The organism is Arthrobacter sp. Y3223164 (genome assembly GCF_059091005.1).
The window spans coordinates 1-493 of record NZ_JBNHGF010000831.1; the positions used below are offsets into that span (position 1 = coordinate 1).

General features: G+C 72.2%; 1 protein-coding gene and 1 pseudogene. Both read right to left on the reverse strand.

Annotation, left to right across the window (positions count from 1 at the left end):
• A pseudogene (locus AC5RUJ_RS18255) lies at positions 1-274 on the reverse strand (hypothetical protein); the annotation flags it as partial.
• 28 nt (positions 275-302) lie between these two features.
• On the reverse strand, positions 303-493 hold a 191-nt coding region (locus AC5RUJ_RS18260), incomplete at its 5' end, for a glycerate kinase (protein ID WP_494156520.1).

Genomic DNA, 493 nt, shown 5'->3' on the forward strand with positions numbered 1-493 from the left:
GCGCCGGCGCCACGACGGCCCGCACCGGAAGCAGCAGGCCGCGGCGGGCGGTCTCGAGGAGCTTCACGCCGGTCAGCAACAGCAAGACCAGCAGCACCGGGCCCAGGCTGATGCCCAGCCAGAGCACCATCTGCCCGCCGATGCCAAACAGCACCCGTCCGGCCACCACCCAGAGCGGCACCAGCACCGCCATCGGAATCGCCAGCCAAAGGACCAAGGTGCGGAGAAAACCCTGGCGGACGGCCGAGGGCGGCGGGACGACGGTGCTGCTCATGCCCTCATGATAGGCGTGCTTCCCGGGCTCAAGCCCCTTCGAGCGCCTGTTGCGTGGCCAACGTGACATAGCGTGCGGCCTGGGCCATGGCCTGTTCCCGGCTGCCTGCCGCCTCGACCACGCTGGCGGCCGCGTGCACCCCGTGTTGGGCCAGGCGGTCCGGCGCCAGGTCGATCTGCCCGGCGACGACGACGGCGGGGATGCCCCGGGCCTGGGCAC